Source organism: Brevibacterium sp. 2SA (genome assembly GCF_005502845.1).
GTDB lineage: Bacteria > Actinomycetota > Actinomycetes > Actinomycetales > Brevibacteriaceae > Brevibacterium.
This window is the reverse complement of sequence record NZ_SCMW01000001.1, coordinates 244627-267031: the sequence shown is the minus strand read 5'-3', so window position 1 is coordinate 267031 and position 22405 is coordinate 244627. Positions and strand designations below refer to the sequence as shown.

The following is a 22405-nucleotide window of genomic DNA, read 5'->3' as shown; positions in this document are numbered from 1 at the left end:
CGACAGAGCCGCAGAGGAGGGCCGCGCCATGGTCAGACCCCGGGCTCGGGCCGCGCATTGGACGCGGTTCGGCACTCAGGCCCACCTCTACGACGCCGTGCGGCCCGACTATCCGCAGGCGGCCCTCGACCTCCTCGGCGCCGACTGGGCCGGGCTGCGGGTGTGCGACCTCGGGGCGGGCACGGGAATCCTCAGTCGCAGACTGCTCGCCGCCGGCGCCGAGGTCGTCGCCGTCGACCCGGACGCCGCGGCCCTCGAGCACAACCCGGCGCCGTCGCTCGTCGGGTCCGCGGAGACGACCGGCCTGGCGGCCGGCAGCGTCGACGTCGTCACGGTCGCCCAGGCCTGGCACTGGTTCGACGAGGCGGCAGCGGGGGAGGAGATCGCGAGGATCCTCAGACCCTCCGGTCGGCTGCTCATCCTCATCAACCAACTCGACGTCCGCGTCGACTGGGTGCTCAGGCTCAGCCGCATCATGCACGCCGGGGACGTCTACCGCCCGGCGTATGTGCCAGCTCCGCGCGGCTTCGCGCTCCGCGATCGGGCCGTCATCGACTTCTCCACCCCGCTCGACGTCGACGGCATCGTCGATCTCGCACGCACCCGGTCATACTGGCTGCGGTCGAATGAGGCGACCCGCAGCCGCGTCGAGGCGAACCTGCGCGGCTATCTCACCGAGGAGCATCCGATCACCGGCACTGTCGACCTGCCGTACATGTGCCTGGCCTACCTCCTCGTCCCGCAGCACTGAAGAAGCGGGCAGGGCCGCATGAGTGCGTCCCTGCCCGCCGGTGCGGATCATCCCGAGATCAGATGTTGGGGTCGTCCTCGGTCTCGATCACCTCGGTGGATTCGATGACCTCGGTCTGCTTCGGCGCCTGGTGGGAGACGCTGATCTTGCGCGGACGGGCCTCCTCGGCGACGGGGATCGTCAGGGTGAGCACGCCGTCCTCGTAGTCGGCGCGGATCCGGTCGAGGGCGACGCGATTGCCGAGGGTGAGCTGGCGGGCGTACGTGCCCGAGGTCCGCTCCCTGGTCAGCCACTTGACGTCCTTGTCCGCCACCGGCGAGGTCCGCTGCGCGCGCACCGTGAGCGTGCGGTCCTCGACATCGACGTCGATGCTCGAGGGATCGACCCCGGGCATATCGATCTGCGCGACGAACACCTCGCCGTCGCGGTAGAGGTCCATCGGCATGGTCGCGGCGTTCGGGGTGCGGGTGACCTCGGTGAAGAAGCGGTCGAGATCGCGGATGGGATCGAAGCGAGTGGCCATGATCGTCCTTTCAGTGGGGTACACGTCCTGTATTGAGTCAAGCACACTCAATTTTGAAATCAATCCTCGCACATGGAACTCTCAAGAACTATGAGCCTGTCTCCGATCCTCGCCGCCCTCGTCCCGGTCACAGCGCTCATCGCGCTCGGCCTGGGACTGCGGAGGACTCCGCTGTTCTCCCGCGAGGACTTCTGGGCGGGGGCGGAGCGGCTCGCATACTACTGTCTCCTGCCCGTTCTCCTCTTCACCTCCGTCGCCGAGGTGGACGTCACCGCCGTGCCCGTGCTCAGACTCGCTGTCGCCCTCGTCGTGCCCACGCTCCTCGTCTCGGTGCTCATCATCGTCCTCCGCCGCGTCGTCGCCGCGGATCTGCCGGCGTTCACCTCGGTGCTCCAGGGCGGGATCCGCTTCAACACGTACATCGGACTCTCGATCTCCGCGAGCCTGCTCGGACCGAGCGGGGGAGCGCTGGCGGCGATCGTCGCGGCCATCCTCGTGCCCACGGTCAACATCGTCTCGAGTCTCGGGTTCGAGTTCCTCCGCACGGGACGACGGTCGGTGCTCGGCCTCGTCCGCGTCGTCGTCCTCAACCCCCTCGTCATCGGGTGCGCCCTCGGGGGACTGTGGAACCTCACCGGGTGGGCGCTGCCGCAGCTCGTCTCCGGTGTCCTCGATCCGCTCGCGGCAGCGGCCCTGCCGATCGGTCTCATCTGTGTGGGGGCAGGGCTGCGGTGGTTCTCCCTGCGGGAGCACGGTGCCGCCCTCGTCTGGTCGACGGCGGCCAAGCTCGTCGTCCTGCCCGGGCTCAGTCTCGCCGCCCTCGTCCTGCTCGACGTCCCCGCCGAGGCGGCCGTGGTCGGACTGGTCTTCCAGGCGATCGCGACGGCGAGCTCCGGGTATGTCATGGCCCGGCAGCTCGGCGGCAACGCCGAACTCATGGCCGCACTCATCGCCGCCCAGACGGTGCTCATGCTCGGCACCCTGCCCCCGACCCTGCTCCTCGCCCAGTTCGTCTTCGGGGTCTGAGGAACTCGCTGCAGGGGTCCGGCATCTGCCCGCGGCCGGCGCGGAGAAGCACAACGGCCGGCTCCCCGCAGTGGGGAACCGGCCGTGTCAGCGGCGTCTCATTCGCTGTCAGCGGAGTCTCACTCGCTGTCGGCGGAGATGTCCGGGTGGCGCGAACCGAGCGCATTGTCGATCGAGAGCAGACCCGAGCCGCTGTCGCCGACGATCTCGAGGCGACCGATGATCTCGGAGATGCTCGCCTCTTCTTCGACCTGCTCGTCGATGAACCAGTTGAGCAGGGGGAGGACGTCGAGGTCGCCCTCGGCCTGGGCTGTGCGGTAGATGTTGCGGATCGACTCCGAGACCTTCTCCTCGTGGGCGAGTGCGGCCTTGAAGAAGTCGAGCGGACGGGACCCGGAGACCTTCGGGGCGGCGATGTCGCCGATCTGCGGGGCGAAGCCGCGGTCGACGCAGTGCTGGATGAACTTCGCGGCGTGGACCTGCTCCTCCTCCGACTGGGCGCGCATCCACCGGGTCATGCCGGTGAGCTCGAGGTCGTCGAGCTGAATGGACATCTGCAGGTAGACCATTGAGGCCTCGAGTTCGAGCGTGACCTGCTCGCCGAGGACCTTCTGCATTGCGGGGCTCAGGTGCATGTGAATCTCCTAATGCGTTGTCAGGCGGCGGACTGCCGCCTGCGTCGTGACCAGCTTGACACCATTTCTGGAATCATTCCAGTGTGGAAAGGCTCGGCAAACAGTGCTGAGGCAAGCCGAACCATCACTGGTCGACCGTCGGGTGGCGTTCATTCCACCGGGTGGCCTGTTCGAAGGCCTGGGCGATCTCGAGGAGGCGGACATCGTCGCCGGGCTTCGCGACGAGTTGGACGCCGACGGGCAGCCCCGCCGCGGAGAACCCGGCCGGCACGGACATCGCGGGGCAGCCGGTGGCGGTGATCAGGCACGGCGCCCGCATCCAGTCGAGGTAGGTCTCGAGCTCGACGCCGTCGATCTCCATGGGGTATTCGATGCCGACGTCGAAGGGCAGGACCTGGCACGTGGTGAGCACGAGGAGATCACGGTCGGCGAAGAACCGCTGCACCTCGCCGCTCAGTCTGGCGCGGGCCGTCTCGGCCGAGACGATCTGCGGGCCGGTGAGCCGCAGTCCGGCTTCGATGTTCCAGCGCACCGATTCCTTCATCCGGTCGCGATCGGTCTCGTAGAGTCCGCCCCAGGAGGCGAGGAAGTCCATGGCTCGGCGCACGCCGAAAACCTCATCACCGTCGGAGAGATCGGGGATGTTGTCGTCGACGGAGGCACCGAGATCCTCGAAGACAGGGGCCGTGGCCGCGACGATGTCGATGACCTCGGACTCGACGGGCAGGAGGCCCTTGAGATCGGGGCTGAAGCCGATCCGGACCCCCGTGAGGTCGGGAGCCTGCCCGCCGAGGCGGAACTGGGGACGGTCGAAGACCGATCCGGGTTCGGGCAGGATCGCCGGCAGCCCGGGTTCGGGACCGGCGGCGATGCTCATGAGGAACGCGATGTCGGAGACGGTGCGCGCCATGAAGCCGGTCTGTCCGAGCCAGGAGAACGGCGACGGCGAGGAGTTGGGGATCCGGCCGTTCGTCGGTCGGAAGCCGGCGACGTTGTTGAATGACCCGGGGGAGCGCAGCGACCCGCCCATGTCGGAGCCGTCACCGGAGGCCTGGATGCCCGCAGCCAGGGCCGCCCCGACACCCCCGGAGGAGCCCGAGGCGGACTTCTCGCGATCGTACGGGTTGCGGGTGACGCCGAAGACGGGGTTGAACGTGTGGGAGCCGGCGGCGAACTCGGGGACGTTCGTCTTGCCGGTCGTGATCACCCCGGCGCGGCGCAGCCGGGAGATGATGAGGGAGTCGGACTCCGGTACGCGGTCGGCGAAGATCGGCGACCCCCACGTCGTGCGCATGCCCGCGGTGTCGTTCGTGTCCTTGTGGGTCATCGGCACGCCGTGGAGGGGTCCGATCTCCACTCCGGCCGCGAGCGCGTCGTCGGCGGCTGCGGCTTCCGCCCGTGCCCGCTCGTCGTCGCGGGTGACGACGGCGTTGAGCGCGGGGTTGACCTCGTCGATGCGGCGCAGCTGATCCTCCAGCGCCTCCCGGGCCGAGATCTCCTTCGAAGCGATCCTCGAAGCGAGTTCGCGGGTGCTCATCCAGCGCAGGTCCTCACTCATGCCTCCGCCTTTCCGAGGTCGGAGAGCACAGCCGTCAGGGCGGCGCGCAGACCCGTCTCGAGGGTGGTGGGCACATCGTCGGGGGCGAAGTGCGGGGAGTGATTGCCCGCCGGCGGTTCGTCGCCGTCGAGGGCGGCGGGGGAGTAGCCGCCGAAGAACCAGTAGACGTAGGGCACACCGAGCGCGTCGCCGAACGCCCCGAAGTCCTCACTGCCGGTCACCGCCGGCACGACGTGGACGTGGTCCTCACCGAGTTCGGCGCCCGCGGCTGAGACGAAGGCGGCCGTGCGATCGGGATCGTTGACGCAGCGGGGGAAGGAGTGCATCGGTTCGATGAGGGGGTCGGGGGCGCCGGAGGCCGCGGCTTCGGCGCGGACGATGCGGTCGACGCGGTCGAGGACGACGGCGCGGACGTCTTCGTCGAAGGTGCGGATGTTGAGGGTGAAGACCGCGGTCTCGGGGATGATGTTCTCCTTGAGTCCGCCGTGGAAGGTGCCGACGGTGACGACGGCGGTGTCGCGACCCGAGATCTCCCGGGACACGATCGACTGGAGGCGGGTGATCATGAAGGCGCCGAGGACGATCGGGTCGATCGCGTTCTCCGGCTGGGAGCCGTGCGCCTGCTTCCCGCGGACCGTGACGCGCAGGGAATCGGACATCGCCATCGCCGTGCCCGAGGAGACGTAGACGTCGCCGGCGCGTCCGGGCCACACGTGCTGACCGTAGACGACCTCGGGATTGACCACGGTCTCCCACAGGCCGTCTGCCAGCATCGCCTTCGCCCCCGCAGCGGTCTCCTCCCCGGGCTGGAAGAGAAGGACGACGGTGCCCGCCCACGCCTCGCGGTGCTCGGTGAGGAACCGGGCGAGGTAGAGGCCGACGGTGATGTGGGTGTCGTGGCCGCACCCGTGCATGACCGGGGTCGTCGTCCCATCAGGCAGGGTGCCCTCGGCGTGGGAGGCGTAGTCGAGTCCGGTGTCCTCGGCGATCGGCAGTCCGTCCGTGTCGGCGCGGTAGGCGACGACGGGTCCCTCGCCGTTCTCGATGACGGCGACGACGCCGGTGCCGCCGAACGTCTGCGGAGTGAGACCGAGCCCGGTGAGGAACTCAGCGATCGCTGCCGCCGTCTGCGTCTCGGCCATCGAGAGTTCGGGGGTGCGGTGGAACTGCTGGTAGTCGGCGACCGCCTCGGCGAGGGAATCGGTGACCGCGGTGCGCAGGCGCGTTGTCAGCGGCATGGCGTCCTTTCGTGCTCGGTCGGGAGCTCAGTTGATCCCGACGGTGTCCTCACCTGGGTCATCACGGGAATCGGTGACCGCCCGGTTCCGGGTGAACCACGTGATGACGATGGTGATAATGACCACAATAGCGACGTCGCCGGGGGCGAGGACGGGGACGACCGGAATGAGGACGAGGATGACGAGGGCGGCGACGGCCAGCGCGATGATCGTCGACTTCACCTGCCGGAGTGAGACGATGAGCTGGACGGTGACCCCGCCGAGGATCGCCGGGAGGATGTAGAGCTGGGCGATGAGGGTGATGTTCTCCGGGATGACCGTGACGAGCCACGTGCCGAGGACGCCGACGAAGAGGACCATGGAGACGACGTGGATCATCGCGGCTCCGCAGATCGCCATCGTCGCCGCGTACTCGCCCTTCCGGGTGCCCGGCCTCGCCCCGATCGTGTCCTGGGCGACGATCGCCGAGGGCAGTAGCTTGTTCGCGACGTTGCCGATCATGAACGCCTGGTACATCCCGGCAGGTCCGAGGATGGGGAAGTACGTCAGCGGTTCGACGATGTAGAAGACGCCGTAGACGGCGAAGACGGCGAGGAACGCGGTGAGGATGTCGCCGAACCCGATGTCGGCGTCGGCGACGACGAGGAGGTAGAACGGCACCGAGGTGGCGATGAGGAAGCCGGCGAAGAGCGTGATCGAGCCCCACTTCGTCGTCGTGGCTTCGAACGCCTCATGCGAGGGAGATGGAATGACGGACATGAGGCCTCCTTCAGGCGTCGGGCATGCCGAGGCCGGCGTAGTGGGCGAAGTAGGCGGCGACGAGACCGGCGAGCACGGAGATGCCCAGTCCCCATTCCTTGAGCCATGTCTGGCGGAGGATGTGGGCGGCGGCGAGGCAGATCGCCATCGTCACCGCGGACACGGCGATCGCGATGACGTGGGTCGGTGACTTCGGGATCTCGCGGAACGTCAGCGCCGCGAACGCCGCGAGCAGCGCGGCGCCGGGCACGAGCGACATGAACGCGGGATTGATCTTCTCGAGCTTGTGGGAGCTGCGTTTGAAGATCGGGGTGAGGATGAGCGCCGAGAGCATCCAGCCGGCACCGGAGAGGCTCATCGCCATGAGCGCGACGATGAAGACCCCGCGGGTGAAGGTCGCATCGCCGAGGTTGGCGTCCATCGTCCCGGCCGCGATCGAGGCCGAGGCCACCTCGGTGGCGGCGGAGCCGATGAGGCCGACGCGGACGATGACCGGGGGAGTGCCGAAGAGCGGGAGGAGCGCGATGGCGACGAGGACGACGGCGAGCGAGGGGCCGATCGCCGCGACTCCGCCGGCCCGGAAGGCGGCGGTGACCTCGGCCTGGCTCATGTCGGCCGAGGCGGCGTTCCGCCGCACCGCGCGCATGTAGATGAGCGATTGGACGACGACGACACCCATGACCGACAGCGCGAGGATCCACAGGACCGGGGCGTTGGCCAGGGGCAGATAGTCGGCGGAGGCACTTGCCGTCACCATGGTCGGACTCCTCACCTCGGATGCTTCTTCTCGTGTGAGCAAGATAACCCCAAACGCCGAGGCGGCCCAGAGCCGGCGCGAAACTTCCCATCAGATGAGAAGCCGGCCGTCGTGGCAGAATCGGTGGCATGCTCTCACCCGTCATCGCCGAGAATCTCGACCGCGCCGAGGACTGCTGGGTGCAGGCGCTGCGGCGTCTCGGACCGCCCGAGGGCAGTGCGCGCTATGCCGCGCCGAGCGGCTGCCAGGGCTGGTCGAACCGCGAGCTCGTCAACCACCTCATCGGCGGGGGACTGCGGTACGCGATGCTGCTCGACCAGGACCCGCCCGCCGAGGTGGAGGCGACGAGGGACCGGGACCACCTCGGCGAGGATCCGCTCGAGGCGTTCTGGACCCATGAGCGCCGTTTCCGCCGTCTCGCCGCCGACGTCGATCTCACGGTGCCGGTCAGCCACCGGATCGGGGAGCTGCCGGGCACCCAGCTCGTGCGGATGCGCATCCTCGAACTCGCCCTCCATGCCGCTGACCTCTCCGTGGGCACCGGTGATCGGTGGCCGGTCGATGACGCGCTCGCGGAGTTCATGGCGACCGATCTCGCCGCGCTCATCGTCGAGCTCGGCGACACCGGCGGCTATGCCCCGCCGCGGACAGACGCACCGGCGGCGAGTGCGGCCGACCGGGTGCTCCTGTTGTCGGGACGCGCGGTCACACGCCGAGCATGATCATGCCTGGGCGGCGGCGCTGCGGACGATGACCTTGTCACGTTCGGGATCGGCGAAGAGCAGGGTGAGCACGGCCGAGACTGCCGCGGCGATGCCGAGGACTTGGAACGCCGTCGCGTAGCCGAGGCCGGGGCTCGCCGCGGCATCGACGATGAGCCCGGTGACATAGGGGCCGACGAGCCCGCCGATGGCCATGAGGGCGAGGAAGACTCCCAGCGTGCCCGCGGTCTGCTGGGGCGGGCAGATCTCGGAGACCGCGGCGTTCGACAGCGGGAGGACGACGACCCCGACGCCGTAGCCGATCGAGACGATTGCGACCGCGGCGGCCGCGTTCTCGATCGAGGGCAGAAGGCAGAGGATGCCGCCGCCGACGATGACGAGCAGCGAGGGTCCGACGATGCGGACGACGCGTGACGACCAGCCGCGGGCGAGGAGGTAGTCAGAGAGCAGGGTGCCGCCGATGAGGCTGATGAGACCGACGATCGAGGGGATCGCGAGCATCGATCCGGCCTCGAGTCGGCTGAAGCCGAGACCGACCTCGAAGTACGACGGCAGCCAGGTGAGGACGACGGTGACGAGGGCGTAGATGCTCGCCACGAGCGGTACCCCGGTGAGGAAGGTGCGGGTGAGGAAGATCCTCGCCCACGGCACACGGGGTTCGTCCGAGTCGCTCGCTGCGGTGTCCTCGTCCTCTGCGCCACGCGCCTTCTTCGCTGGTCCGGTCGCCTTCGCGGGGATGTAGGGTCCGACCTCCCAGAAGCGCAGCCAGAAGACACACCAGACGATGCCGATGACGGCCATCGTGATGAGCGCGCTGCGCCAGCCGAACGTCACCGAGAGGTACGCGAGCAGGGGAGCGAGGACGATCTTCGCCACCGAGGCGGCGCTGGCGAGCAGCGCACCCGGGAAGCCGCGGCGAGACGAGGGGTGCCACGAATACGCGGCGGTGTGGATGAGGGCCGAGCTCGGGCCTTCGGCGAAGCCGAGGAGCATCCGGGATCCGATGAGCACGGCGAAGGTCGCGGCGACGACGAGCGGGAGCATGGCCGCTGCCCACACGAGGGCGAGCACGAGGAGGACTGTGCGCAGCGACATCCACCGGTTGAGGGCGCCGGCGAAGAAGCCGCCGACCGTGAAGGCGAAGAAGAAGAGGCTGCCGACGAGGCCGATCTGGGCGGCGCTGATGCCGAGTTCCTCGCCGAGCGCCTGCGCGATGATGCCGAAGGCGGCCTTGTCGCCGTAGTTGACGACGTAGAGGACGACGAGCAGGGCCGTGAGCGACCAGGCCTTGCGGCGGGATTCCGACCCGGCTGTGGCAGCGAGTGCGACAGGGGGAGTGGACTGAGGGTGAACCATGAAGCGTCCTTGCGTCGTGGTGACATCCGGCCGAACTCCTGTGGCCGCGATCACACATACCCTATTGAACGCTCGTTAGATAAGTCAACAGTCCGATGTCTGGTAGTTCCATCGCGATAGATCGACGTTGAAGGCGGCCGAATCTCCGCTGGGACTAGGGGAGCAGTCCGATGACTGGACGACAAGGACGGCGCACCAGGCAGGGCACCCCAGCCGTTCAGGCCAGCTCGTCACGCAGTCGTCAACCGCCGACGCGGTGGAGATGCGGGTGCATGACACACCGGCCGACACCCGGTCCGTGATTCGAGGCGAGCCGAAGGCCGTCGTCGCGCAGGCGAGCCGGAAGCCGCCGTCGCACAGGCCGACGTCAGCGGTGATGAGCGAAGCGCGCCGCAGGGGCCGACACTTCGGACTCCGTATTAACCCGCGGACTCCGCATCGACGCGCAGGCTCCGGGATGGCATGCAGGCTCCATGTCGACCTGCGGGTTCCAAGACCGACGCGAGATCGGGGCAGTGGCCTCATCAGTCTAGTTAACATAATGTATATTATCGGCGCGATACTCGGGAGCGCCGGTGATGCGCTGTAATGCACGTGTGGCCGCGGACAGCTCGACGCTGCCCGCGGCCATACCATGATCCGACGATCATCAGCTCACGACATAACCGCCGAGGCCGACCTTGCCGGAGTCGTCCGAACCACCGGAGCCACCGCCGTCGTCAGCAGCGCCGTTCTCCTTCGTCAGGCCGGCTTTCTCACCGCACGTCGGCCACGCACCGGGTCCCTGTTCCGCCAGCGTCTTCTGAGCGATGCGGATCTGCTCCTGCTTGCTCGCCTCATGCGGCATGCCTTCACCGCCGAACGCCTTCCAGGTCTGCTCCGAGAACTGCAGCCCGCCGTAGTACCCGTTGCCGGTGTTGATGCTCCAGTCACCACCGGACTCGCATTCGGCGACGCGATCCCAGACACCGTCGGACTCAGCGGCCTGGGCTGGTGCGCCGAAGCCGACGAGTCCGGCGGCGGCGATCGCGCCGACACCGGTGAGCAGTGCTGTTCTGCGCAGAGTGGTCGCAGCGTGTTTCACGAATGTCATCTCCATCGGTCGACTGCATTCGGTCAATCGGTTCGGCCGTTACCGAACCGTTATACACGCTAGCGAAGATGAGCACTTCTGTCCGGTGTGCGCGCGTGGGAATCGCCTCAGAGGACGGTCACCGTGCCCAGAGTGCCCAGAGTGCGCTGAGCGCACTGACTCCCCCAGCAGACTGCGTGGTCAGAAGATCTGGATGACGTGACCGGTGAGGCCGGTGCCGTTCGGCGGGCTCCCGCCGTCGTCGTCGCCGTTCGACGCAGGTGCGTCGCCGGTGTCCGCCGAGTCATCGGCGGTGTCCTCGGCAGGCGCGTCGGTCGTCGGCTCCTCCGGTGCCGTCGGCTCCTCGGTCGCTGTCGGTTCGTCCTTGGGCTCCTCAGCCTTCGGTTCGTCAGCCTTGGGCTCCTCGGGTGCCGGCGGCTCTTCAGCCTTGGGCTCCTCAGCCTTCGGTTCCTCAGCCTTCGGCTCCTCCGGTGCCGGCGGCTCTTCAGCTTTCGGTTCGTCCTTCTTCGGCTCCTCAGCCTTGGGCTCTTCGGCCTTCGCGTCCTCGTCCTTCATGGCTTCGGAGGCTCCGCCGTCATCGGCAGCGCCGTTCTCCTTCGTCAGGCCTGCCTTCTTCCCGCACGTGGGCCAGGCGCCGGGACCCTGCACGGCGAGAGTCTTCTGCGCGATCCGGATCTGCTCCTCACGGCTGGCTTCGTGCGGCATGCCCTCACCGCCGAAGGCCTTCCATGTCCGCAGCGAGAACTGCAGACCGCCGTAGTAGCCGTTGCCCGTGTTGATGCTCCAGTCGCCGCTCGACTCGCAGGCGGCGACGCGATCCCACACGCTCTCGGACTCATCGGCGAGGGCGGGCGCATTCGCCCCGAGGAGGCCGGCCGCGGCCAGTGCCCCGGCCCCGACAAGCATCGCAGATCTGCGCAGGAAGGTGCTGACGAGTTTCACAGTGGTCATCTCCGTTGTGAGGTGGGTGCATGCCCTTGGGAAGGAGCCTCGGACACGGCCGGACGTTACCGAACCGTTAGAAACGGTAATCGACTTCTCCGACCGTGTCCATACGGGCACGGAAAGTTCACACCTGTACACTCTGCCGGACATAGTCGCCGAGGTGGCGCGCCGTGAGCGTGGCACCGTCGGCGATGAGTTCGGCAGGAGTGCCGGTGAAGACGACCCGCCCGCCGTCGTGTCCGGCACCCGGCCCGAGGTCGATGATGTGATCGGCGTGGGCCATGACCGCCTGATGGTGTTCGATGACAATGACGGTGCGCCCGGCGTCGACGAGGCCGTCGAGCAGCCGCAGGAGGTTCTCGACATCGGCGAGGTGGAGCCCGGTCGACGGCTCGTCGAGCACGATGACCGACGCGGCGTCGGCGGCCTTCGCCGACAGATGCGCGGCTAGTTTGAGGCGCTGCCGCTCACCGCCGGACAGCGTCGTCAGCGGCTGGCCCAGACTGATGTAGCCGAGACCGACGTCGACGAGAGCGGCGGCGATCTTCGCGGCCTGCGGGACCTTCGACTCCCCCGCGGAGAAGAAGTCGACCGCCTCGGCGGCGGGCATGTCGAGGACCTCGCGGATGTTCCTGCCCCCGAACGTGTAGTCGAGCACCGCGGCCTGGAAGCCCTTGCCCTGACAGACATCGCACGGGGCGGACATCCCCGCCATCATGCCGAGATCCGAATAGATCACGCCGGCCCCGTTGCACACCGGGCAGGCTCCTTCGGAGTTCGCGCTGAAGAGGGCCGGTTTGACGTCGTTGGCCTTCGCGAACGCCTTGCGGATCGGTTCGAGCATGCCGGTGTACGTTGCCGGGTTGCTCCGTCTCGACCCCTTGATCGGCGTCTGGTCGATGATGATGACGTCGTCGCGGGTGGCGAGCGAGTTGTCGATGAGCGTGCTCTTGCCCGACCCCGCGACCCCGGTGACGACGGTGAGCGCACCGAGGGGGATGTCGACGTCGACATCGCGGAGATTGTGGCCGTTCGCTCCCCTGATCTCCAGTGCACCGGTCGGTGTGCGCACCGTCTCCTTGAGCGCTGCGGTGAAGCCGAGATGGTCGCCGGTGCGCGTGCCCGACTCCCGCAGACCCGCGACGGTGCCGGTGAAGCAGATCTCTCCCCCGGCGGTGCCGGCGCCGGGACCGAGGTCGACGACATGGTCGGCGATGCCGATCGTCTCCGGTTTGTGTTCGACGACGAGGACGGTGTTGCCCTTGTCGCGCAGCTGCAGGAGCAGACGGTTCATCGACTCGATGTCGTGGGGGTGGAGGCCGATCGTCGGTTCGTCGAAGACATAGGTGACGTCGGTGAGTGCGGAGCCGAGATGGCGGACGAGCTTGATCCGCTGGGCCTCTCCCCCGGACAGCGATCCTGATGAGCGGTCGAGGGAGAGATAGCCGAGACCGATGTCGACGAAGGCCTGCACGGTCTCTTTGAGGGAGGCGACGAGCGGTGCGACGCCGGGATCGTCGATCTCGGCGAGCCACGCGGTGAGCTCCGAGATCTCCATCGCGCACACCTCGGCGATGGACTTCCCTGCCAGCAGCGAGGACCGCGCGGCCGCGTTGAGTCGGGTCCCATGGCACTCGGGGCACTCGGTGAAGACGACGGCGCGGTCGACGAACTCCCGGATGTGCTTCTGCATGCCGTCGCGGTCCTTGGACAGGAAGGACTTCCGGATCTTCGGGATGAGGCCGTCGTAGGTGAGGTTCGTCCCGTTGACGACGATCTTCTCCCCCTCGAGATCGAGCAGGGCGCGGCGCTGCGCGGCGGTGAACTCGGCGACGGGGACGTCGGGGTCGAAGAACCCGGACTCCGCGTAGAAGCGGACGGACCAGCCGCCGACCTTGAATCCGGGGACGGTGATCGCCCCCTCGTTGACCGACTTCGACTCGTCGATGATCTGCGTGACGTCGATCGCGGTGGCCGTGCCCATGCCCTCGCAGTGCGGGCACATGCCGCCGTTGACGCTGAATTCGCGCCGTTCGACCTCCTTGGCATCGCCCTTGACCGTCGTCACCGCCCCCTTGCCGCTGATCGTCGCGACGTTGAACGAGTAGGCGTTCGGGGAGCCGAGGTTCGGTTCGGCGAGGCGGGAGTAGAGGATTCGCAGCTTCGCGTTGATGTCGCTCACGGTGCCCACCGTCGAGCGCGGGTTCGCCCCGATCCGCTCCTGGTCGACGAGGATCGCCGTCGTCAGGCCCTCGAGGACGTCGACGTCGGGCCTGGCCATCTGGGGCATGAACCCTTGGACGAAGGCGCTGTAGGTCTCATTGATCATCCGCTGCGACTCCGCGGCGATCGTGCCGAAGACGAGTGAGCTCTTGCCCGACCCGGAGACACCGGTGAACACGGTGAGCCGGCGTTTGGGCAGGTCGACGGAGACGTCACGGAGGTTGTTCTCCCGGGCCCCGCGCACCCGGATGAGGTCATGGCTGTCCGCTGCCTGGGTCATCGCAGCCCTTCAGTCCCGCTGCTGGACGCGGATGAGGTTGCCCGCCGGATCGCGCAGCGCGAAGTCGCGCAGACCGTAGGGCTGGTCCATCGGCTCCTGGACGATGTCGGCGCCCTTCGCCTCGACCTCGGCGAAGACGGCGTCGACAGCGGGGCTGGCGAAGACAATGGAGGCGTAGCTGCCCTTGGCCATGAGCGCCGCGATGGTCTCGCGCTCGGCCTCGGTGAGCGTCGGGTCGACGACGGCGGGGGTGAGCACGATGGAGGTGTCGGGCTGGTCGGGGGCGCCGACGGTGATCCAGCGCATCTGGCCCTGGCCGACGTCGAGGCGGACCTCGAAGCCGAGGACGTCGCGGTAGAAGGTCAGTGACGCCTCGGCGTCGGTGTGCGGAAGGAAGCTGGCATTGATCGAGATGTCCATGACGCTCATGCTAGTCGGAAGGACGGGGTCTCACTTCTCGATTCCTGACGGGTCTGAGGACGGTGCGCACGATGATCGTCGGCAGGTCGAGGTCGCCGTGGACCGCGCGGTCGCGGTAGCTCGTCGGTGACAGGCCCACGAGTTCGGAGAACCGCGTGCTGAACGTGCCGAGCGAGCTGAACCCGACCATGAAGCAGATCTCGGTGATCGAGAGGTCGCCGCGGCGGATGAGCGACATCGCCCTCTCGATGCGGCGAGTGAGCAGGTAGGCATACGGCGACTCGCCGTAGGCGGCCTTGAACCGGCGGCTGAGGTGACCGGCCGACATGTGCACCCCGGCTGCGAGGTCGGGGACGTTGAGGGGGCGGTCGAACTCGCGGTCGATGCGATCGCGGACCCGCCGCAGCGCTCGCAGCTCGGCCAGCCGGTGCCTCTCCCCCACCTCAGGCAGCCTCGGCGTGGACGCCCTTCTTCAGCGTCTCTCCGCGGAAGTACGCGGGGTGGCGCACGGCCTGGATGATCATGATGACGACGCCGAGGAGGAGCACGCCGATCCCGAGGACGAAGACGAGGCCGATGCCGAAGACCGACGACCCCGACCCGTACGAGGGGTCGAGGGAGTCGATCGCGGTGCGGACGAAGATGACGAGGAGGGTGAGTCCGCCGAGGAGGGGGAAGAGGAAGCGGAAGAACACCGTCCGGGCGGAGAGGAAGAGGGACCGGCGGAAGTACCACGTGCACGCGAGCCCGGTCACCCCGTAGTAGAAGCAGACCATGAGCCCGAGCGCGGTGATCGTGTCCCACAGGGCGTTCTCGGATAGCAGACGCATGACGACGTAGAAGATGATCGCCGCTGCCGCCGAGGTGATCGTCGCCACCGAGGGCGACTTGAAGCGCGGGGAGACGTTGCCGTAGCGCTTCGGCAGCGCACCGTAGTGCCCCATCGCGAGGATCGTCCGGGAGGGCGAGACCATCGTCGACTGCAGCGAGGCCAGTGACGAGGAGAGCACGGCGATCGAGACGATGATGGCGAAGGGTCCCATGATCGGCGAGGCCAGTGCCGCGAAGATCGACTCCTGGTTCTCCGGGTTGCCGGCCCCGAGTCCCTCCGTGCCGACGCCGGCGTAGGCGATGACGGCGATCGTGCAGGCGAGGTAGATGATGACGATCGCGACGATCGTCAGCATCGCCGCCCGACCGGGGGTCTTCTCCGGGTCCTTGGCCTCTTCGTTCATCGTGATGACGGTGTCCCAGCCCCAGAAGAGGAAGATCGAGAGCGACACGGCTGCGGCGATCGTCGAGAAGTCCCCGGCCGCAGCCGGGTTGAACCAGTCGAGGCTGACCGGCGTCGCGTCGAAGGCGGTGCCGTTGGCGACGTGGATGAGCGCGGCGATGACGAACCACCCGAGCGCGATGACCTGGAAGGCGACGAGCCAGACCTGGACCTTCTCGGTGGCTTCGACGCCGCGGTAGGAGATCCAGGCGGCGATCGCGGTGAGCAGGATGGTGATGGGGATGTTGATCCACAGCACCCGGGTGAGGTCGGCGATCGCGGGGTCGGAGAAGATCTGGCTGAGGAGGATGAAGAGGAAGTCGACGCCGACGGCGGCGAGGTTGGACAGGACGAGCACGGTCGCGGCGATGAGCCCCCAGCCGCCCATCCACCCGAGCCACGGACCGAAGGCCCGCGTCGCCCACGTGAAGGTCGTGCCCGAATCGGGCATCGCGGTGTTCAGCTCCCGGTAGCCGAAGACGACGAGGAGCATGGGGACGAAGCCGATGAGGAGGATGGCGGGGGTGTGGACCCCGACCTCGGAGATCGTCGGGCCGAGCCCCGAGGTGAGCGTGTACGCGGGCGCGATGCAGGCGATGCCGATGATCGCGCCGCCGATCGCACCGACCTTGCCGGCGGAGAGCCCCTTTGCGCTGAGGCCGGAGTCGGTTTCGATGGGGCGTTCTGGTGCGGGTGTTGCCGAAGTCATCCGTTCATCTAACCACTAGTCGGCGAGAGCGCGAAGCACCGTCTCAGCGGTGTCCCGCCCGATCCGCACCGCCCCGTCGACATGCTGGTAGCCACGGCCGGCGATGTCCGAGCTCGCGAAGTGGAGCGGTCCGACGGGATCGTTCTGGTACCGTCCCCAGCGGCTCAGCCCGCCGAGGTCGTAGCTCGTCGCGTACGCCCCGCGCGTCCATTCCTCGGCCCCGAAGTCCGAGAGGTGGAAGACCGTCGGGGTGAGCGCCTCCGGTCCGAGGAATGCCGCGATCGCCTCGAGGATCTCAGTCTTCCGGTCCTCCTCGTCCAGTGCCCACATGCGATCGGCGTTGACGTCGGAGATGAAGCCGACGAGCGTGCCCTGCTCTTCCCCGTGGTTCGTATTGTCGTAGACCTCCTGGACGAGGTGGCCCGCGCCGAAACCGGTGCCCGACAAGCCCTGCTCCCGCCAGAACGGGCGCGGGTACGTCGCGTGGACCTTGATGACGAGGCCCATCGACTGGTGCTGGTGGAAGACCTGTTGGAGGCGCGGCAGGTGCGGGACGTAGGTGATCCGGGAGTAGAGGTTCGGCGGGACGGCGACGATCACCTCGGTGCCGGTGAAGGACGCGTCATCGGTGGAGACGACGACGTCCTCACCGCTCCAGTCGATGGTTCGGACGGGGCTGTTCAGCCGCACGATGTCGGCTCCGAGATCGGCGGCCAGGCGCTTGGACACCGACTGCATGCCGCCGACGACCCGGCGGTCGAGAATGAAATGGTCGTCGACGAGGTGGGAGAACGATCCCGCCGAGGCGGCCATGAGGATCGCCTGCAGCGCCGAGAACGCGGTCGTCGGCTTCGTCAGCATGCCACCGGCGACGAACATCCCGATGTTCGCCACCGCGAGCGCGTCGTCGGACTGCTCCTCCAGCCAGTGCTGGAAGGAGACCGCGTCGAGTTCGGCAGCCTCAGGTGCGTCCCACGGGGCGTCGGCGCCGATGCGCTCGGCGAGGTCGTCGAGCAGGCCGATGAGGCGTTCCATCTCCGCCTGCGTGGCCGCGGGCACGGGGAACATGCCGCCGTCGTAGACGGTCCGGGTCCCGTCGGGGGCGAGGTAGACGCTGTCGCCGTCGCGGTAGCGCTGGTAGGTCGTCAGCCCGAGTTCGTCGACGAGGTCGAGGATCGCCGTCTGGTCCGGTGAGATCCACTGGCCGCCGATCTCGAACATCTGTCCGTCGATCGTGTCCGTCCACGTCCTCCCGCCCACCCGGTCACGGGCTTCGAGGACGATGACCGACCGTCCCGCAGCGGTGAGCGCGCGGGCGGCCGTCAGCCCCGTCGGCCCGGCTCCGACGATGATGACGTCTGCTGTCTCCTCCGACATGGCGCTCCCCTCAAGGATCGTGGTACCGCTGATGTACTGCCAGAGTAGTCCCGGGCGCCGGGGTTGGGTAGCGGTGTCTCACCTCGCTCGGTCACCGGAAGGTCATCGGGTCCACGCACGGATCGTCCTCCTTCGCGGCGAGGAAGCCCCACACATCGGGCCGGGAGCCGTCGAGGTCGGTGAGATCATAGGTCACCGCGAGGTCGAAGCTGCTGAGCGTCCGTCCCGTGAAGCGGTGACGGTCGGGATCGGCGGCGAGTGCGGCGATGCCGCGGCCGATCAGGTGCGGGGTCTCGGAGATCGCGAAGTCCCGCGGCGTGGCCTCGTTCGACTCGTCGAGGGCGTCGGACAGCCATGCCTCCTCGCTCGTCGCGAAGCCCTCGAGCATCATCTCCGAGCGCAGCCAGCCCGGAGTCAGGGCGACGGCGGTCGCGCCGACGGGGCCGAGCTCATGGGAGAGGCCGAAGGCGAACCGGCTGATCGCCGTCTTCGTGAGGTCGAGCCAGATGGATTCCCGGAAGTGAGTCGCGTTGTAGTCGCTCGTGCCGTCGGTGATCTCGAGGTGGAGCCCGCCGGGTGTGCGGGTGAGCAGCGGGAGAAGCGCGCGAGCGGTGAGAACGTGGCTGAGCAGCCCGGTCTCGAGGAGTCGCCGGCCCTGGACGGCGTCGGCCTCCCACAGCGGCTGACCCCAGGACACGTAGGCCTCGCCGCCGATGTCGCCGACGAGGATGTCGAGACCTCGGCCCTCCGCTTCGACCCGTTCGGCCAGGGCCGACAGCGACTCCTCGTCGAGGTGGTCGCAGACCACCGCCTGGCCCTCTCCCCCGGCGGCCCTGATGAGCTCGACCGTGCCGTCGATCGTCTCCGGGCGCCCGTAGTCCGATGGTCGGCCGGCTGTCGACCGGCCGGTGCACCACACGAATGCTCCGGCGGCGGCGAGTTCACGGGCGATCACCCGGCCCGCGCCGCGGGTCGCCCCGGCGACGAGAGCGGTCCGGCCGGCCAGCGGCCGGCTGTCGAGAGGGGTCGGTTCGGGGCGGGTGGACGGCGATGAATGCGTCATGGATGAATGCGTCATGGATCGATCTTCGACCCCGATCCCTGACATCGACTGTCAGGGATGAGCATAGAATCTCTGTCCATGGATGCTGTGTCGTCGGTCGGGAGTGCACCGTGAAGGCCGCCCGACTCGTCTCGGAGATCGCGCTGCTCTCGGCGCGGTCGCAGCCGCTCACGGCGAGCGACCTCGCGACCCGCCTCGAGGTCACGGTGCGCACGATCTACCGCGACCTCGCTGAGCTCTCCCGGATGGGCGTGCCCATCGTCACGGAGTCCGGTCCGGGCGGCGGAGTGAGCCTCCTCGGCGAGTGGACATCACCGCTGTCGGGTCTCACCCGCACCGAACTCGATTCGGTGCTCCTCGGATCCTTCGCCGCGGCCGACCTCGGTCTCTCCGGCGACCTCGCGACGGCGCGGGCGAAGATCTCCGCCGCCGGTCACGAGGATCTCACGCGCACCGTCATCGTCGACGGACCCGACTGGTTCGCCGAGGAGGCCGCTCCCCCGGCGCTCGACACCGTGGCCACCGCGCTGCGCCGGCGCCGCGGTCTCCGCTTCGCCTATCCGCGGGCCGCCGGCACCCGGCTGCGCCGCGTCATCCCGTTGGGGCTCGTCGTCAAGGCCGGGCGCTGGTACCTCGTCGCCCAGCCGCCGGGAGGCGCGCCCCGGACGTATCGGGTCTCGCGGATCACCGACGCGCGACTGCACTGGACGCAGGCGACCGGTCCCACGGGGTTCGACCTCGGTGACCACTGGCAGCAGGCGCGCATCGACTTCGACCGGAGTCTGCGCACACTGCCGGTCCGGATCCGGCTGGCACAGGCGGCGTGCGCTGATCTTGTCCACCACGTCCCCGGTCCTCTCACCGCCGAGGCGGTCGCCGCCGCTCGTCCGGTCACCGGGGCCGACGGCGTGGCGCGCCTCGAGGTCGACATCGCCCTCGAATCGGTCGAGGTCGCCGTCTCTCAGCTGCTCACCGTGCCCGGAGTCGAGGTCGTCTCCCCCGCAACGGTGCGCGAGAAGCTCGCACGCCGGGCGTGCGAGCTTCTCGAACTCAACAGGGTGTGACCGGCCGCGCGGTCGGTCTCAGAGGACTTCGTAGGAGCCCTGGATCTCCCCGGCGCTGATTCCGCCGACGGCTTCCATCGCGGCCTTCGAGAGGTCGATGCAGCGAGATCCGCTGTAGGGGCCGCGGTCGTTGATGCGCACGGTCACGGACTTGCCGTTGGCCTTGTTCGTGATCTTCACCTTCGAGCCGAAAGGCAGGCTCTTGTGCGCGGCGGTGAGCTCGTTCGTGTTGAACGTCTCGCCGTTCGCTGTCTTCTGCCCGTCGAAGCCGTCACCGCCGCCGTAGTACGACATCGGGCACGAGCCGGAGCTGCCGGCCGAGGACCCCGACTTCGAGGGTGCGGAATCGTCGGATGCGGAGGACTTCGATCCTGAGCTCTGTGCCGGCGCTGACTTCTTGCTCGAGGCCGAGGGCTTGGGCTCCGGTGCCTTCGTCTTCGCTTCGAGTGAGAGCTTCTCCGGCTCGGCCTTCGCCTGCTCCTCGGCCTTCTTGAGGTTGTCGTCGGCGGCGGGGCTGGCAGCGGGGACCTCGACGACGACGGGGCTCTGCGCGACGACCTGCTCCGCGGGACCGGTCGCATCGGGTGCCATGGCGAACGTCGACCCGACGACCGCTGCGGTCGCGGCGGCCGGGACGATGAAGGCCGAGAGCACGGGCCGTGAACGGACGGCGGAGAGGACTCCGCTCGCCGAGTTCGCCTCGGGCGCGTGGCGCCCCGTGCGCTTCTTCGCCGGCTTGAGTGCGGCGAGGAGCGAGCCCTTCGTCGAGGTCGAGGAGTGTTTGCCCACAGTCCGTCCTTCACGTGAGAGTGCGCGGCACACGCTCATCGAGCCTGCGCCCCAAGTTATCGGATCGTTACCTGGGGCCAGTCTAGTTAACGAACTGTTACATTTTCAACGCGGCACGCGCAGTCGCCGCCCGAGGGCGGGAGAGATGCGTCACGGCAGCGATCTCAGTCGCGGGTGCGCCCGGCGTCCTGCGGCCCGGCATCATCCTGTCGTGACCGGCGCGTGACGAGGCGGCGGACGCTGTCGGCCCCCGAGGTCACGGTCTCCTGCGCGCGGTCGAAGGCGCGTTCGACCTTGCCGCTGCGCACGGCGTCGTCGATCGCATGGGAGACGCTGCCGAGCGCCTTGTTCACCGACGACTCGGCGGCCTCGATGAGACGTGAGCCCTTCGCGGCCTCGCGGACGTTCCTCACGCCGCTGCTCGCGGCGCCGTAGGCGCGGGTCGCGGCGGTGCGCGCCCGCTCGGTGGGGGTGCGCTTGGTCGAATCGATGACGAAGTCCGGTTCGATGGGGTCCTGTGCTCGGCTCATGCCTCCATCGTTGTCGACACCAGGGGAGATTTCAACAGGACTCTAGGATTGGATCATGAATTCCCAGCCTGAGATCATCGCCCATCGCGGCGGCCTGTGGCCCGGCACGAGCGAGAACACGCTCACGGCATTCACCGCGGCGTGGGACGCGGGAATCACCTGGATGGAGACCGATGTCCACGCCTCCGCCGACGGGGTGCTCTTCGCCGCGCACGATGCGGATCTGCGGCGCATCGCCGACTGCCCGCACCTCATCCGGGACCTGCTGGCCGACGAGCTCGACGCCATCGACCTCGTCGACGGCGGGCGACTGCCCCGCCTCGGCGAGCTCGTCGACGCACTGCCGGGCGCGAAGTGGAACATCGACGTCAAGGCTCCGGAGTCGATCGCGGCGATGGTCCGCTTCGTCCTCGTCCGCGGCATCGAGGACTCCCTGCGGCTGGCGTCGTTCTCCGATGCCACGCTGCGGCGGCTGCGGGCGAGCCTGCCCGGGGTGGCCACCTCGGCGGGCACCGGGGAGACGGCACGGTTCCTCCTCGGCGTCCTGCCGGGCTTCCCGACCCGCGGTCTGCTCGAGCTCGCTCCCGACCTCGACGCCTTCCAGGTGCCGATGCGCTGGAAGGGCGTGCCGATCGTCACACGGAGCTTCGTCGATCGCGCCCACCGGCTCGGACTCGAAGTGCATGTGTGGACGATCAATGACGCCGCCGACATGCGCACGCTCGCCGGTCTCGGCGTCGACGCCATCGTCACCGATGACGTCCCGCTCGCGCAGGCGACGCTCGGCTGACTGCCTGCGCAGGGGAACGGCTGCCGTGTTCCTTGAGCCTGCACAGAACGAGGCCGGCTCCCCGCCCCCGCCGGGGAATAGCCCGACGCGGTAGACTGTTGCTTTCGTATGCACGTCTGCAGTCGAGTCGGAAGGTCTGAAAGATGAGCGAACGCAGTCTTCGCGGAACACAGTTGGGCTCGCGCAGCCTGGAGTCGGAGGAGGGCGTCGAGCCGGCGCCGCGCCAGATGGTCGAATTCGAATGCGAGGACGGCACCCGCTTCAAGGTTCCGTTCTCGATCGAGGCGGAAGTCCCCTCGACATGGGATTCGGGCATCCACGGCATCGGCGTGCGCGTCGGCGTCAACGAACCCGACGGCGAACCCGAGAAGCACGTCCGCTCGCATTGGGACATGCTCCTCGAGCGCCGCTCCTTCGACGAACTCCAGGTCCTCCTCGACGAGCGCCTGGCGATTCGCCGCGGTGAGGTGCCCGCGCAGAGCTGAGACTCCGCTGCCCGACACGAGGGGCGTCGACCGACAGGT

23 protein-coding genes are annotated in these 22405 nt (G+C 68.4%); 6 read left to right on the top strand and 17 right to left on the bottom strand.

The window, feature by feature from the left end; translation table 11 throughout:
- Positions 1–751: class I SAM-dependent methyltransferase (locus FFS20_RS01235; protein WP_249356367.1), on the top strand; the 751-nt coding region annotated here is incomplete at its 5' end.
- A 58-nt stretch (positions 752–809) separates the two neighbouring features.
- Here FFS20_RS01235 and FFS20_RS01230 read toward each other — a convergent pair.
- Positions 810–1274, bottom strand: coding sequence for an Hsp20/alpha crystallin family protein (locus FFS20_RS01230; RefSeq protein ID WP_137824101.1), 465 nt, complete (start codon positions 1272–1274; stop codon positions 810–812).
- 90 nt (positions 1275–1364) lie between these two features.
- Between FFS20_RS01230 and FFS20_RS01225 the strand changes: the two genes are divergently transcribed.
- Complete coding sequence (locus FFS20_RS01225; protein WP_137824100.1) at positions 1365–2300, top strand: AEC family transporter; 936 nt, start codon at positions 1365–1367, stop codon at positions 2298–2300.
- A 119-nt stretch (positions 2301–2419) separates the two neighbouring features.
- Here FFS20_RS01225 and FFS20_RS01220 read toward each other — a convergent pair whose 3' ends face one another.
- The 5 genes from FFS20_RS01220 to FFS20_RS01200 all read right to left on the bottom strand — a co-directional run bounded on the left by FFS20_RS01220 (position 2420) and on the right by FFS20_RS01200 (position 7247).
- Positions 2420–2935, bottom strand: coding sequence for a ferritin (locus FFS20_RS01220; protein WP_137824099.1), 516 nt, complete (start codon positions 2933–2935; stop codon positions 2420–2422).
- Positions 2936–3059: 124 nt separating this feature from the next.
- A complete protein-coding gene (locus tag FFS20_RS01215) occupies positions 3060–4493 on the bottom strand; it encodes an amidase family protein (RefSeq protein ID WP_137824098.1) in 1434 nt (477 codons plus the stop codon).
- On the bottom strand, positions 4490–5731 hold the full coding sequence (locus FFS20_RS01210) for an amidohydrolase (protein WP_137824097.1): 1242 nt from the start codon (positions 5729–5731) through the stop codon (positions 4490–4492). Before FFS20_RS01210 ends, FFS20_RS01215 begins: the two co-directional genes overlap by 4 nt.
- A gap of 27 nt (positions 5732–5758) precedes the next feature.
- Positions 5759–6490, bottom strand: a complete 732-nt coding sequence (locus tag FFS20_RS01205; protein WP_137824096.1) for a hypothetical protein — start codon at positions 6488–6490, stop codon at positions 5759–5761.
- A gap of 10 nt (positions 6491–6500) precedes the next feature.
- Positions 6501–7247 carry a DUF5058 family protein gene (locus tag FFS20_RS01200; RefSeq protein ID WP_137824095.1) on the bottom strand — a complete coding sequence of 249 codons (747 nt, stop codon included), beginning with the start codon at positions 7245–7247 and terminating at the stop codon, positions 6501–6503.
- Positions 7248–7375: 128 nt separating this feature from the next.
- Between FFS20_RS01200 and FFS20_RS01195 the strand changes: the two genes are divergently transcribed.
- Positions 7376–7969: a maleylpyruvate isomerase N-terminal domain-containing protein gene (locus FFS20_RS01195; RefSeq protein ID WP_137824094.1), complete on the top strand. Its 594-nt coding sequence runs from the start codon at positions 7376–7378 to the stop codon at positions 7967–7969.
- Here FFS20_RS01195 and FFS20_RS01190 read toward each other — a convergent pair whose 3' ends face one another.
- The 9 genes from FFS20_RS01190 to FFS20_RS01150 all read right to left on the bottom strand — a co-directional run bounded on the left by FFS20_RS01190 (position 7970) and on the right by FFS20_RS01150 (position 18723).
- The gene (locus tag FFS20_RS01190; RefSeq protein WP_137824093.1) at positions 7970–9325 is read right to left on the bottom strand and encodes an MFS transporter; all 1356 of its coding nucleotides are present in this window, start codon (positions 9323–9325) and stop codon (positions 7970–7972) included.
- A 649-nt stretch (positions 9326–9974) separates the two neighbouring features.
- Positions 9975–10418: a transglycosylase family protein gene (locus FFS20_RS01185; RefSeq protein ID WP_137824092.1), complete on the bottom strand. Its 444-nt coding sequence runs from the start codon at positions 10416–10418 to the stop codon at positions 9975–9977.
- Positions 10419–10598: 180 nt separating this feature from the next.
- A complete protein-coding gene (locus tag FFS20_RS18455) occupies positions 10599–11369 on the bottom strand; it encodes a transglycosylase family protein (protein ID WP_283202116.1) in 771 nt (256 codons plus the stop codon).
- 118 nt (positions 11370–11487) lie between these two features.
- Complete coding sequence (locus tag FFS20_RS01175) at positions 11488–13866, bottom strand: excinuclease ABC subunit UvrA (RefSeq protein ID WP_137824091.1); 2379 nt, start codon at positions 13864–13866, stop codon at positions 11488–11490.
- A gap of 9 nt (positions 13867–13875) precedes the next feature.
- The gene (locus FFS20_RS01170) at positions 13876–14295 is read right to left on the bottom strand and encodes a VOC family protein (protein ID WP_137824090.1); all 420 of its coding nucleotides are present in this window, start codon (positions 14293–14295) and stop codon (positions 13876–13878) included.
- 1 nt (position 14296) lies between these two features.
- Positions 14297–14737 carry a helix-turn-helix transcriptional regulator gene (locus FFS20_RS01165; protein WP_137824089.1) on the bottom strand — a complete coding sequence of 147 codons (441 nt, stop codon included), beginning with the start codon at positions 14735–14737 and terminating at the stop codon, positions 14297–14299.
- Complete coding sequence (locus FFS20_RS01160) at positions 14730–16268, bottom strand: APC family permease (protein ID WP_137824088.1); 1539 nt, start codon at positions 16266–16268, stop codon at positions 14730–14732. The genes FFS20_RS01165 and FFS20_RS01160 overlap by 8 nt, the downstream gene beginning before the upstream one ends.
- 15 nt (positions 16269–16283) lie before the next feature.
- Positions 16284–17645: an NAD(P)/FAD-dependent oxidoreductase gene (locus FFS20_RS01155; protein ID WP_137824087.1), complete on the bottom strand. Its 1362-nt coding sequence runs from the start codon at positions 17643–17645 to the stop codon at positions 16284–16286.
- 91 nt (positions 17646–17736) lie between these two features.
- Positions 17737–18723 (bottom strand): SDR family oxidoreductase, encoded by a 987-nt coding sequence (locus FFS20_RS01150; RefSeq protein ID WP_249356361.1) that lies wholly within the window; start codon positions 18721–18723, stop codon positions 17737–17739.
- A gap of 95 nt (positions 18724–18818) precedes the next feature.
- Between FFS20_RS01150 and FFS20_RS01145 the strand changes: the two genes are divergently transcribed.
- On the top strand, positions 18819–19772 hold the full coding sequence (locus FFS20_RS01145; protein ID WP_137824086.1) for a WYL domain-containing protein: 954 nt from the start codon (positions 18819–18821) through the stop codon (positions 19770–19772).
- Between the two features lie 18 nt (positions 19773–19790).
- On the opposite strand, the gene FFS20_RS01140 is transcribed toward FFS20_RS01145, so the two are convergent.
- Both FFS20_RS01140 and FFS20_RS01135 read right to left on the bottom strand, forming a co-directional pair.
- Positions 19791–20561: a septal ring lytic transglycosylase RlpA family protein gene (locus FFS20_RS01140; RefSeq protein ID WP_137824085.1), complete on the bottom strand. Its 771-nt coding sequence runs from the start codon at positions 20559–20561 to the stop codon at positions 19791–19793.
- 164 nt (positions 20562–20725) lie between these two features.
- Positions 20726–21091 (bottom strand): hypothetical protein, encoded by a 366-nt coding sequence (locus FFS20_RS01135; protein ID WP_137824084.1) that lies wholly within the window; start codon positions 21089–21091, stop codon positions 20726–20728.
- 55 nt (positions 21092–21146) lie between these two features.
- On the opposite strand from FFS20_RS01135, the gene FFS20_RS01130 reads away from it, so the two are divergent.
- Positions 21147–21881, top strand: a complete 735-nt coding sequence (locus FFS20_RS01130; RefSeq protein WP_137824083.1) for a glycerophosphodiester phosphodiesterase family protein — start codon at positions 21147–21149, stop codon at positions 21879–21881.
- Positions 21882–22024: 143 nt separating this feature from the next.
- Positions 22025–22366 (top strand): RNA polymerase-binding protein RbpA, encoded by a 342-nt coding sequence (locus FFS20_RS01125; RefSeq protein ID WP_009375781.1) that lies wholly within the window; start codon positions 22025–22027, stop codon positions 22364–22366.
- Positions 22367–22405 lie beyond the last annotated feature (39 nt).

Coding starts and splice junctions, on each gene's coding strand:
- FFS20_RS01205 (WP_137824096.1), bottom strand. CDS start 6,490: ATGTCCGTCATTCCATCTCCCTCGCATGAGGCGTTCGAAGCCACGACG.
- FFS20_RS01215 (WP_137824098.1), bottom strand. CDS start 4,493: ATGAGTGAGGACCTGCGCTGGATGAGCACCCGCGAACTCGCTTCGAGG.
- FFS20_RS01130 (WP_137824083.1), top strand. CDS start 21,147: ATGAATTCCCAGCCTGAGATCATCGCCCATCGCGGCGGCCTGTGGCCC.
- FFS20_RS01125 (WP_009375781.1), top strand. CDS start 22,025: ATGAGCGAACGCAGTCTTCGCGGAACACAGTTGGGCTCGCGCAGCCTG.
- FFS20_RS01210 (WP_137824097.1), bottom strand. CDS start 5,731: ATGCCGCTGACAACGCGCCTGCGCACCGCGGTCACCGATTCCCTCGCC.
- FFS20_RS01175 (WP_137824091.1), bottom strand. CDS start 13,866: ATGACCCAGGCAGCGGACAGCCATGACCTCATCCGGGTGCGCGGGGCC.
- FFS20_RS01190 (WP_137824093.1), bottom strand. CDS start 9,325: ATGGTTCACCCTCAGTCCACTCCCCCTGTCGCACTCGCTGCCACAGCC.
- FFS20_RS01185 (WP_137824092.1), bottom strand. CDS start 10,418: ATGACATTCGTGAAACACGCTGCGACCACTCTGCGCAGAACAGCACTG.
- FFS20_RS01170 (WP_137824090.1), bottom strand. CDS start 14,295: ATGAGCGTCATGGACATCTCGATCAATGCCAGCTTCCTTCCGCACACC.
- FFS20_RS01150 (WP_249356361.1), bottom strand. CDS start 18,723: ATGACGCATTCATCCATGACGCATTCATCGCCGTCCACCCGCCCCGAA.
- FFS20_RS01220 (WP_137824099.1), bottom strand. CDS start 2,935: ATGCACCTGAGCCCCGCAATGCAGAAGGTCCTCGGCGAGCAGGTCACG.
- FFS20_RS01225 (WP_137824100.1), top strand. CDS start 1,365: ATGAGCCTGTCTCCGATCCTCGCCGCCCTCGTCCCGGTCACAGCGCTC.
- FFS20_RS01155 (WP_137824087.1), bottom strand. CDS start 17,645: ATGTCGGAGGAGACAGCAGACGTCATCATCGTCGGAGCCGGGCCGACG.
- FFS20_RS01230 (WP_137824101.1), bottom strand. CDS start 1,274: ATGGCCACTCGCTTCGATCCCATCCGCGATCTCGACCGCTTCTTCACC.
- FFS20_RS01200 (WP_137824095.1), bottom strand. CDS start 7,247: ATGGTGACGGCAAGTGCCTCCGCCGACTATCTGCCCCTGGCCAACGCC.
- FFS20_RS01195 (WP_137824094.1), top strand. CDS start 7,376: ATGCTCTCACCCGTCATCGCCGAGAATCTCGACCGCGCCGAGGACTGC.
- FFS20_RS01135 (WP_137824084.1), bottom strand. CDS start 21,091: ATGAGCCGAGCACAGGACCCCATCGAACCGGACTTCGTCATCGATTCG.
- FFS20_RS18455 (WP_283202116.1), bottom strand. CDS start 11,369: ATGACCACTGTGAAACTCGTCAGCACCTTCCTGCGCAGATCTGCGATG.
- FFS20_RS01160 (WP_137824088.1), bottom strand. CDS start 16,268: ATGACTTCGGCAACACCCGCACCAGAACGCCCCATCGAAACCGACTCC.